At 62.9% G+C, this 9,486-nt stretch carries 12 protein-coding genes and 1 pseudogene; 3 read left to right on the forward strand and 10 right to left on the reverse strand.

Annotated elements, in window-relative coordinates:
- Positions 1 to 470: 470 nt before the first annotated feature.
- The 8 genes from DU29_RS0127835 to DU29_RS0127875 form a co-directional block, all read right to left on the reverse strand.
- Entirely contained in the window at positions 471 to 1,058 is a 588-nt protein-coding gene (locus DU29_RS0127835; protein ID WP_028624643.1) for a S26 family signal peptidase, read from the reverse strand.
- Positions 1,055 to 1,585 (reverse strand): DUF2840 domain-containing protein, encoded by a 531-nt coding sequence (locus DU29_RS0127840; RefSeq protein WP_442961331.1) that lies wholly within the window; start codon positions 1,583 to 1,585, stop codon positions 1,055 to 1,057. The genes DU29_RS0127835 and DU29_RS0127840 overlap by 4 nt, the downstream gene beginning before the upstream one ends.
- 11 nt (positions 1,586 to 1,596) lie before the next feature.
- A complete protein-coding gene (locus DU29_RS0127845; RefSeq protein WP_028624645.1) occupies positions 1,597 to 1,860 on the reverse strand; it encodes a hypothetical protein in 264 nt (87 codons plus the stop codon).
- On the reverse strand, positions 1,857 to 2,495 hold the full coding sequence (gene parA / locus DU29_RS0127850; protein ID WP_028624646.1) for a ParA family partition ATPase: 639 nt from the start codon (positions 2,493 to 2,495) through the stop codon (positions 1,857 to 1,859). The genes DU29_RS0127845 and parA overlap by 4 nt, the downstream gene beginning before the upstream one ends.
- A 241-nt stretch (positions 2,496 to 2,736) precedes the next feature.
- Positions 2,737 to 3,582, reverse strand: coding sequence for a replication initiator protein A (locus DU29_RS0127855; protein ID WP_033051047.1), 846 nt, complete (start codon positions 3,580 to 3,582; stop codon positions 2,737 to 2,739).
- 26 nt (positions 3,583 to 3,608) lie between these two features.
- On the reverse strand, positions 3,609 to 3,878 hold the full coding sequence (locus tag DU29_RS0127860; protein WP_442961332.1) for a helix-turn-helix transcriptional regulator: 270 nt from the start codon (positions 3,876 to 3,878) through the stop codon (positions 3,609 to 3,611).
- Between the two features lie 127 nt (positions 3,879 to 4,005).
- A complete protein-coding gene (locus DU29_RS0127865; RefSeq protein WP_028624649.1) occupies positions 4,006 to 4,773 on the reverse strand; it encodes a DUF2285 domain-containing protein in 768 nt (255 codons plus the stop codon).
- A gap of 321 nt (positions 4,774 to 5,094) precedes the next feature.
- Positions 5,095 to 5,442: a DUF2958 domain-containing protein gene (locus DU29_RS0127875; protein WP_028624650.1), complete on the reverse strand. Its 348-nt coding sequence runs from the start codon at positions 5,440 to 5,442 to the stop codon at positions 5,095 to 5,097.
- A gap of 271 nt (positions 5,443 to 5,713) precedes the next feature.
- Between DU29_RS0127875 and DU29_RS0127880 the strand changes: the two genes are divergently transcribed.
- Together DU29_RS0127880 and DU29_RS1000000131020 are read left to right on the forward strand one after the other, a co-directional pair.
- The gene (locus tag DU29_RS0127880) at positions 5,714 to 6,007 is read left to right on the forward strand and encodes a helix-turn-helix domain-containing protein (RefSeq protein WP_028624651.1); all 294 of its coding nucleotides are present in this window, start codon (positions 5,714 to 5,716) and stop codon (positions 6,005 to 6,007) included.
- Positions 6,008 to 6,105: 98 nt separating this feature from the next.
- Positions 6,106 to 6,906, forward strand: coding sequence for a hypothetical protein (locus DU29_RS1000000131020; protein ID WP_050483199.1), 801 nt, complete (start codon positions 6,106 to 6,108; stop codon positions 6,904 to 6,906).
- A gap of 40 nt (positions 6,907 to 6,946) precedes the next feature.
- Here DU29_RS1000000131020 and DU29_RS01000000130605 read toward each other — a convergent pair.
- Together DU29_RS01000000130605 and DU29_RS0127895 are read right to left on the reverse strand one after the other, a co-directional pair.
- A pseudogene (locus tag DU29_RS01000000130605) lies at positions 6,947 to 7,249 on the reverse strand (DUF736 domain-containing protein).
- Positions 7,250 to 7,713: 464 nt separating this feature from the next.
- On the reverse strand, positions 7,714 to 8,541 hold the full coding sequence (locus DU29_RS0127895; protein WP_028624652.1) for a DUF932 domain-containing protein: 828 nt from the start codon (positions 8,539 to 8,541) through the stop codon (positions 7,714 to 7,716).
- A gap of 745 nt (positions 8,542 to 9,286) precedes the next feature.
- Between DU29_RS0127895 and DU29_RS1000000131955 the strand changes: the two genes are divergently transcribed.
- The coding region (locus DU29_RS1000000131955; RefSeq protein ID WP_152635602.1) for an RrF2 family transcriptional regulator at positions 9,287 to 9,486 on the forward strand (200 nt) is incomplete at its 3' end.

Consider the following 9,486-nt stretch of genomic DNA (forward strand, 5'->3'; position numbering starts at 1 on the left):
GCACCCGGAAATCGTCGTCGCGGCGGGCGGTCATGGCTGCGCTCCCTGCAAGCTCTGGCGTGTCCTGTCGTGCGAAGCACGGGGACATGCCTGCATTGGCGCGGGCCTCGCGCCCCAAGCGGCACGGTGGCGAAGCCGCTCCGTGCCGCGCCACCCCCATGTGCAGACAGGCTTTCTACGCGGCCTGGTGCCGCGTCCTTTTGTCTTGCCTTCCGCCTTTGCCCCTCGCTGTCGCTCCGGGCATCGGCGGCCCGGTGGCGCTGTGGTGCTGGCAACTAGCCCACCGGCGAACGTGCCAATGGCCGCAGGCCAGGCACGTTCGAGGCAAGACGCCTGCACGCTGGACGGCTGCGCCGGATGTTGCGCGACGTGCGGCGCGGATGCGTTCGCACGACACGCGCGACGACACGGCGACGGCCAGCAGGACGACACGCTGGATAGCACGATGAAGCGCAGCGAATCGGCGGCTATCATGGGCGAGTCTCCAGCCAAACCGGATGCGCAACGCCGATCACGGCGGACGCGCTGACCGGGCCGAAATAGCGGCTGTCGAACGATGCCGGATTCGTCACGCTCAACAGGAACAGCTCGCCCAGTTCAAGATGTCGGCAAAGCTGCAAGGATGGCAGCGGCCGGCCCAGCCGGTCGGCAGGCAGCGCGGCTGCCGCAGGCACGCCGTCGATGTAGACAATGCCGTCCGAGATGCACACCTCTTGCGGTGCCATTGCCCCCACACGCTTGAGCAGCGGCACGCGCACCGGCAGATAGCCGCGCTGCGCAGCCAACGCGGCGGCTTCGGCCGGCAGCGGGACAAGCACGATGCTGCCCACGGACAACGGGCGGGGCAGCGAGGCGATGCGCGGGTCGAACGGATCGACGCGATACCACCCGACCGCCACACTGTCGGACGGGTTGTAGATCACGCGCGGCGGCGGTGTGCCGAAAGACGCCCAGGCCAGTGCGGCAAAGCCGAAAACGGACAGGCCCGCCAGTACGAGGCGAGCGCGCAGGCGCGAGCGAGGACGCGGCGCTGGGCCGGTCGTGGGGATCATGGTCATGGCAATGTCCTCCCGGCCAGCCAGGCGGCGTGCCGTCCTGCGGTGTATTCGGGTAGTGGCGAGCGCGCCACGAGTCGGTTGCCGAGCGTGCGCCAGTACGCGGGCGACACGGCGGCGGGTGCGATGCCCAGCGCCTCGATACCGTCGATGCGTTCGAGCACCGCGCGCACATTTGCATCTCCTTCGGCGTGCAGCAGCAGGCGCGCGCCCGGCTGCACGCCGGGGATGCGCTGCACGGCATCAAGCGGCGTGGCGGTCTGCATCACCATGAGCTGCCAGCGGATCGTGCCGTAGTCGTTGGCCTGCCAGCGAATGCGGCACAACACCGCGTTCGGCAGGAACACGGCGCAGCGCCGCCAGCGGTCGAGCTGGTGCGTGCGCGCCGGTTCGCCAAAGCGCAAATAGAGCTTGAAGCGATATTCGATGTAAGCCAGCGCCACGCGCGTCAGCGGTACGTTGCCGGCCTGGCCGGCGAGTGTCGAAAGCGCGGGCGGCGGCGCAGCCGTAGGCGAGCGCGCCGCACGCAAAGCGGATGTGTTCATAGCGTGTTCTCCGGGGGAAACTCCCGTTCCAGCAGGCCGCGCAGCAGTTCGGTCACGGTCACGCCTCGCGTGAAGGCCGACACTTTGATGCGCGCCCGCATGGCGGGCGTAATGTCGAGCGTCAGGCGGGCCGTGTAGAGGTCGCCTTTACCCAGCGCATCGGCGTCGCCCTGGCGAATCCACGCCTCGGCGTGCGGATTCGCGGGCGGACGTGCGCCGATGCCGACGCGCCTGGCACGTGGTGGTGGCTTCGCTGTCATGTCGGCCACCGCAGCAGTTCATCGGCCAGCACGGCGATCTCGTGTGCGGCGGCGCTGTCCGGCGCGGTTTCGTGGGCGAGCCGGCCAGCCGCCACGCTGTCAGCGAAGACGATGCGCTGGCGCACCTCAGCGTGCAGCGCCGGTAGCGGCTGCTCGGCCAGCGACTGCCGCGCCTCGCGGCCGATGATCGTGGTACTGATGCGCCGGTTGATGACGAAGGCCGCGCGCAGCGCAGGCCGGAACACCTGCGCTTCATGGATCAGCGCCACCATCTCGGCACTGGCCCACACGTCGTAGGGGCTGGGCTGCACCGGGATCAGCACACGCTCGGCCGCCAGCAGTGCGGAGCGCGCCAAGGCGGCGATGCGTGGTGGCCCGTCGATGATGATGTGATCGGCGCGGCGGGCCAGCTCCGGCGCTTCCTGATGCAGCGTTTCGCGGGCGAGGCCCACGGCGCTGAACAGCCGTGGCAAGCCCTGCTGGCTTCGGCGCTGCGTCCAGTCCAAGGATGAACCCTGCGGGTCAGCATCCAGCAGGATGACGTGCTGGCCGCGCAGCGCAAGTTCACCCGCGATGTGCGTGGCGAGCGTCGTCTTGCCGACACCGCCTTTCTGGTTGAGAAACGCGATGATCATGGCGCGGCCCTCCCTGCTGGAAAGCCGGCCTGGCCGTGCCGTTTCGTGGTTGTCCACCGAAACGGCATGCTTCTACTAAAAGTTATGTATTTCTTGTTAGATAAGTTAGAGGGGCCGAAAACCCGCGCTGTTATTGGCTTTCCGGCGTTTTCGTACTCCTGATAGCACGATAGGCGTACTCCCGATAGCACGATACCCGGTACTCCTGATAGCACGAGGCCGTCCACACCTTTTCCCCGAGTTATCCCCGTGCCGTATGCAGCACGGGCCGGAAGGTCAACAGCTCCGTTCCGTCGTCCGGCATCCGCTCGATGCCGAGGACGTAGCCCGGCAACGACTGCCGCGCCACCAGGGCGCGCAGGTCGTAGGCGAAGTCCGAGAAGCGCGCCGCGCTGCCCGATTTGCGGTAGAGGTGCCGGAAATCGAATTGCCAGCCGTCCGGCTGTTTGCCGCCGTGCTTGCGCACCAAGCGGTACAGCCAGCGTTCGATGCCACCCTTCAAGCGGAAATAGGCCCGGTCGATGGTCAGCACCAGGGCGGCGTCGAGCACGCCCGCATAGAACCAGTCCGGCAGGATCAGTTCGATGCCTAGCGGTACGCCGCTGGCGTCGGCCAGCTCGCGCCATTCGTTGATCCACGAGAAACGATGCAGCCGCCTCCCTGTGGTTTCGCGAATGGAAGTCGCCACGCTGGTCGATTGCAGCCGGTCGAGCGCAGCTTTCAGACGCTGGTAGTCGTTGAGCGAGGTGCCGCGCCCGATGAAGCGCAAAATCTCGTAAGGCGTGGCGCGTATCCAGCGCGACGGGCGCAGGCCCGCGTCGCGCGCCTCCACGATCTGCGAGGCGGCCCATATCAGCAGGTCGGCATCCCATATCGTTGCGATGCCGTGCTCCTGCGTACCCTCCACGCGAATGGTGATACCACCAGCCCGGAAGTCGATCGGCGCGGTGCGCCGCGACTTGGCGAGCGAGAAGAACGGAAAGGCCATCAAGTCCTGGCTGTCGCGTGGTGCCATGTCGCCCGGCAGCGCGCGGAACAGGTCGAGCTGTTCGCGCTGCGGCAAGGCTTGCCCTGGCGGGCTGGACATGGCGAAGGCCACCCACGCGCCAGCGATCAGCGGCCATCACGGTAGTCGCCCGCGTGGCGTTCGGAATATTCCGGGTCGGAAGTCGCCTCGTAGCTGCGCTGGTCAGCCCAGGCATCAAGGTCGCTTACCGCGTACATGACGCGGCGGCCGAACTTGCGGAACTTAGGGCCGCCGCCGATCACGCGCTGTTTCTCCAGCGTGCGCGGCGACAGGCGCAGGTATTCGGCGGCTTCGTCGTTGGTCAGGTAGCGTTGGGGCTGCGCAGGCGCAGCGACGGCAGCGGCGGCAGGCCGCAAGGGAGCGGGTCGCATGGGAAGTACCTCCATCAAGCCCGGCCACACCACGCGGCCGGATAGAGGCACTTTCGAGAAAGCAAGACTGCTTGCTAAGGGACGACTTACAGGGGACGAGAAACGTCCCCCCCTAGTGCAACGGTGGCGAAAGCTGTGCCAGGCGGCGGTAGCCGCCGCGCATCAGCGCATCGCCACGGCGCACCAGCCGCCGCACGCGGGCACGCAAGGCGCTGTCTTTGTGCCAGTCGGCTGCGACGGCATCCGCGCCGAACAGCCCTTCGGCCACCTCGCGCAAGGACGCGCCCGCCAGGGTCGCGTCCAGTGCCTGAAGTGTGTGCAGTTCCAGCAATACGGACAGCGGCGGACGTGGCCTGACGGTCGCCGCAGGTGCGGCACCGGCGGCTACGGTGATCTTGTTCCATTCGCATGCCAGAGCCGCATAGCGTTCGCAGGGCGCGGCGCAGGCCCGGATGGCATAGGCGTAAGCCATGCCATCGGCCAAGCCTGGCGCGAGCACGAAACGCAGGCAGCAGCCGGGCCAGCGCGCCACCAATATCAAGCGCTTGCCGTCATGGGTCAGGTGTTTGTGGCCCGGCAGCTTCCAGAACTCAAAGCACAGGGCATCGGGCGGCGGATCGGCATCAGGGTAGAGCTGTACCACGGCATCGTGATCGGGGAACCAGGCCGGATGCGCGTCCCGCGCATCCAGGGCGGGATCTTCCAGCAGGCGTAGCCCCCAATGCTCGGAAACATCCGGTTGGCGACGACGGCGCAGCCAGTCGCGCCGATAGTCAGGATGACGGCGCAGGTACTCCCAGGCCAGCGCGGGGCCATCCAGATGCAGAACATAGAGATAGGCCGCCGTGGCATACCACGGCTCGGAACTGCGATCAGCCATGCGGCAACCTCCCTGTGCTGGGGATGCGTCGCCACGGCGAAACGGCGTGCTACGAGGCCATCGTCAAAACGTCATGGGTGAAGCGTAAACTGGCAGTGTCAAGACCGATGAACTCCGATGCGTTGCTGAAATCGCCCGAGTGCGACGGCGGCAACGCACTCCAATGGCATGCCGCGTCGGTCAGCTTGCCGCAGCCCGTGCCAGGCATCATGACCGTTTCGATCAGGCACGCACCACTGCGGTGCAACACTGCCGATTCAGACCGAACGGGTCACAGACCAGACCGAAATAGACACAGTGCGCCCTGTTTCGCGGCGGCGCTCAATCGGTGATCGAGCCGTTGTCTTCGGCCAGTCGCAGGTATTCCGACAAACGTCGTACCGGCTGGAAGTAGCGATCCCGCATCATGGGCTGCTGGCGCGGCCCGACGATGGCGGCCAGGTCAGACAGCTTCACCGTTCCCAGTGCAGGCATGCCAATCCCCAAGTCGATCAGCCCATGGACGGTATCGCCATCGGCTGGGTCGAGCGAAGCCAGCAGCCAGGTGGCATGCGCATCCGGGGTGAACAGACGCACCACAGGCAGCGGATCGATGTCTTGCCCGGCAGCGCGGGCTTGGCCGTTGATCAGCAGGCGCGTGCGCTCGTCAGCAGTGATGAGCGGGGTCATGGCTGCACTCCCACGGATGTGCGGAGCATCAGAGGCGATTTCGCGCCTTCCCACGAAAGCACAGATGTGCAAGCCCGCGCATCCGCAAAAGCGTAAAGGCACGAAGGCACATGCACGGAAGCCAGGAAAGACACGGATCAGGCTCTCCGCTTTTAAAGAAAACCGCCGATGCGGGTTTCAGCAAAAGCACAAACAGATAAAATGAACACTATAGATTGTAGCCCTATAGGGCGCAACAGGTTGTCATTCTGGATTTTGGGGAAAGCTCAGAATGACTGCGTTCAAGCCATCGTTGTCCGATGCGTTGCGAAATATCAGGAAAGCACGTGGTTTGAGCCAAGAGGCGTTCTCGGACGTGTCCAGCCGCACCTATCTAAGTTCGCTGGAGCGCGACCTGAAAAGCCCGACGCTGAACAAGCTGGCCGAACTATGCGAAGTGATGGATATTCATCCGCTCACGCTGATGACGATGGCGTATGCCGGCGACAGCGAGCGCAAGATCAACGAGCTTCTGGAGCGGGTGCGACAGGAACTGAAGGATGTTGCCGGAGATGGTTTTGAGTAACTGCAACCGACCGATGTTGATCGGTGGATTTAGCATAGTGGACATAACGCAGTTGAAGCATTGCTCCGGCAATCCACGAAAAAGAAGGTAGACACCATATGGAAATATTTGCCACCTGTATTGAGTGCATGCAGACAAAAGGCATGCCGCTTTTAAAACCATTTCACGCCCAATTTTTTGATGACCGGATATCATTGGTGCAGTGTGATTACGGCCATGACATGGCAATTGTTCTAAAGGCGCAGAAATTTGAACTCCTTTTGGAGTCTGGGGCGAACGCATTAATTGCCAACTTCACTCTCGAAGCCTCCGCTAGTTTTTCGGCAGCACTAGAACGTTTTTTTGAATTCGCAAATAAAATATTCCTGACGCACCTTAAAATGGAAGACGCTCTTTACGATGCCATGTTCAAAACAATGTCAAGGCAGTCAGAGCGTCAGATGGGTGCATTTTTGGCTCTGCATTCATTGATTTTTTGTGACGCATATAAGCCAAGCAGCAAAGTAATAGAGTTTCGCAATGCTGTAATCCACAAGGGCACAATACCCACCATAGAGCAGGCCAAAGAGTTTTGCGAGCTTGTTTATATTGAAATCTACAAAATATCATCTTTGTTAAAGATCCATTGTTCTGATGCCATTGAAACAGTGCTGGAGAGTGATTTTGATAGTAGGGTCTTGAAGGTTCCTGAGGGCAAAAGGATTCACGGTGCAAATAGAAGTTCCATATTCTCAATTAGCTCCGAGAAAAATAAAGGAACTTTTTCGGAAGCTCTTGATAACTACGAAAGATTCAATGCCACGCTCCGCCATGCCTCGGAAAATGTTCCCAAGATGTTAGAAGCACTTCAAAATAATCCTGAAATGAACCAGCTAATCAATAGCATTAGGCCCAAATAAGAAGCACCCCGTCGCCAGAACGGGGCGATGGGGGCGGTGGTCAGGCCGCCTTGGGCTTCCTGCGCGACCAGATCATGTCGTGTGTGCCGTCCTCGCCTTCGATCAGGCGGGCATAGACCGTTGCCAGGAACGAAGGATCGTCCAGGGGCACGGACACTTAGGGGAGTCGGGCCTCGCTGGTCTTCTTCCACGCTGCGCCGATGTCGTGGCCAGCCGCTTGCAGGCGGTAGTCGGGAGCGGTCTCGTGGTTGACCTTGACCTTGACCTTGACGTTCAGGGTCAGGGTGCGGAGCTGGCCGGTGAAGCCGTCTTTTTCTGCGGTGAAGGTGCCGATGGTAGCCATGGTATTTCTCCTTTCGGGTTGAACAAGGTTGCGCCCATCGCGTCCTTGTTGTGATCCGTCCGGGGGGATGGGCTGGCCGCGCAGCGGTCGCAACGCAGTGGGGAACCTGGAAGCGAAAAGAATCTGCCCCGCGAGGAATGCGCGCAGCGCAGGGGAAATTGTTTTCGCTGGAAGGTTGCGGCCATGAAGCCCAAGGCGCAGCCGCGCCACCGCCAGGATTCACAACAAGACAAGGACGCACAGGCCTCCCGCTTCCGAATGGAGACGCGGCCGACTCGGCATCCTCGCACGAAGGCTGCACCGGCCTGCGCCCTGAAGCGGGCAAGACCAATACGCCAACGACAGGCGAGAACGCGCCTCTGCGATTGCTGGCGACGACGCGCTTGCGGCGTGGCGTGGTCGGCCAGGGATGCAGCAGCGAAGAAAGCGACAAGGGCTGCTGCCTGCCCCTGCCGCGTGGGGATTCAGGCTTTCAACTGGCGCATGCCATCGGCCAGCAGCCAGAGGGCGCGATTCAGTCGGATGTTTTGGTCGATGCCCTGCACCGGGCGGGTTTGCTGGCGGCGCCCGTTGGCGCTGCGGCCACGCAGTCCGCCTTGGGTCAGGTTTTCTTGGGTGCGGTTGAACACGCTCCACAGGTCGGGGCGGCGGTCGTCGAAGCGGCGCGGCATCAGGATTTGCGATTCCGTGATGGGTGCGGGCTTGTCGGGGTCGTCGTACTTGAGGGCGAGCGCGGCGCGGGCGAACACTTCGGATTCGCCATCGTCCAAGGTGATGCCGCGCATGGCATCGCGCGATTCCTTCACCCGATCGAAACCGCTCAAGACTTCGTAAGCGCCCTCAATGACCAGACCGGCCACGTCGCCTTTATGGGGCACTCGCACATCGGCCACGGTGTCGCCGCAGACAAGGCCATTGCTGCACACGAACCGGAACATTCCGGCCAGCATCTGATAGCTGCTGGTGCCGTCGTGCGAGTTCAGCAGCACGATTTCGTTGGCCTCCGCGCCGTTGATCTGGCTGGCGTGGCGCAAGCGAATCATGTGTTTGGTGTGCTCGCGCTTGCCTTCGTCACGCACGCGGGTTTGCGTCACCATGAAAGGCTGGAAGCCTTCTTTGCGAAGCTCGGTCAGCACGGCGGCGGTGGGGATATATGCGTACCGCTGCGAACGGCTCTCGTGCGGGGCATCCGCAAAAATGGATGGGGCCACACGGTGAATCTGGTCGTCGGACAGCGGGTAATCGCTGCGCAGCGAGGGGGAGCGGGAAGCGAAACGGGATGCGAGTTGCATGATCTGTCTCCTGACAAAAGAGGTTTGCTGTTCAAGCCGCACACCGGATTCCTAGATTCGGAGCCCAGCCTTTCGGCTGTTCTGTGCGGTTGGCACGAGGAACCCGGTTGGCCCTGTTGCCACCGTCTTTCCTGAGTTCATCGCCCGCGGCCAAAGGAGCGCGAGGACGAGGGCCGTCAAGGAAACAAGCGCGGGGTTGGTGCGGCCCGCAGGCGCAGCCGAGGACACGGCCCTGCGCGCCTTGACGGCACACGGGAGCGCGCTACGGTCGCGGACAAGGTGATGAAGTCAGGGGAGACGGCTGAACATGGCAACGGCCGTCCCTGTGTGCCGTACCGCACGCAAGCGAAGCGCGCAGGCCCGGAGTTGGAAGCCGGGCCGTAGGCGTCAGCCGAGCGGAGCGAGGGAACGATGGAAGCCCTCCAGGGGCGAGACTCGCGCAGCGAGACTCGATGCGAAGCACGACAGCGCGACCGGCCATGTTTCTTGGCCGGGGACACCCGTGCAGTTGCGAAGATGCAGCGTGGATCTTCGATGGTGGACATGCGGACTTTGCGGGGGCGCCAAGCGCAGCGCGGCGGGGATAGCCCGTAGGGCTTTCCTCTGGAACGCAGGCGGCAGCGCGCAGGCCCACAGGGCCGTAGGCGTCAGCAACTGTCTTGAATGTCAAGCATGAAGGCTCGACAGCAGCCGACGTTCACGTTCTGTCTTGACATTCGATCTCAAACAGAACATCATTAGTTACATGAAACGCGACAGCCGCCTGTCTTCCGTCCTGCATGCACTGCTGCACATGGCTGAGCAGGATGGCCCCGTCACTTCTGAAACCCTGGCTCAATGCTTGGGTACCAACCCCGTTGTCGTCCGGCGCACCATGGGGTATTTGCGAGAAGCGGGCATCGTCACTTCAGATCGAGGCCACGCGGGTGGATGGCGCATCCATGC

This window comes from Pseudomonas sp. Ant30-3 (assembly GCF_000690905.1).
Lineage (GTDB): Bacteria > Pseudomonadota > Gammaproteobacteria > Pseudomonadales > Pseudomonadaceae > Aquipseudomonas.

What these genes read in the sequence shown, in the direction of transcription:
- DU29_RS0127835 (WP_028624643.1), bottom strand. Translation starts at nt 1,058, where the DNA reads ATGACCATGATCCCCACGACCGGCCCAGCGCCGCGTCCTCGCTCGCGC.
- DU29_RS0127845 (WP_028624645.1), bottom strand. Translation starts at nt 1,860, where the DNA reads ATGACAGCGAAGCCACCACCACGTGCCAGGCGCGTCGGCATCGGCGCA.
- parA (WP_028624646.1), bottom strand. Translation starts at nt 2,495, where the DNA reads ATGATCATCGCGTTTCTCAACCAGAAAGGCGGTGTCGGCAAGACGACG.
- DU29_RS0127855 (WP_033051047.1), bottom strand. Translation starts at nt 3,582, where the DNA reads ATGTCCAGCCCGCCAGGGCAAGCCTTGCCGCAGCGCGAACAGCTCGAC.
- DU29_RS0127865 (WP_028624649.1), bottom strand. Translation starts at nt 4,773, where the DNA reads ATGGCTGATCGCAGTTCCGAGCCGTGGTATGCCACGGCGGCCTATCTC.
- DU29_RS0127875 (WP_028624650.1), bottom strand. Translation starts at nt 5,442, where the DNA reads ATGACCCCGCTCATCACTGCTGACGAGCGCACGCGCCTGCTGATCAAC.
- DU29_RS0127880 (WP_028624651.1), top strand. Translation starts at nt 5,714, where the DNA reads ATGACTGCGTTCAAGCCATCGTTGTCCGATGCGTTGCGAAATATCAGG.
- DU29_RS1000000131020 (WP_050483199.1), top strand. Translation starts at nt 6,106, where the DNA reads ATGGAAATATTTGCCACCTGTATTGAGTGCATGCAGACAAAAGGCATG.
- DU29_RS0127895 (WP_028624652.1), bottom strand. Translation starts at nt 8,541, where the DNA reads ATGCAACTCGCATCCCGTTTCGCTTCCCGCTCCCCCTCGCTGCGCAGC.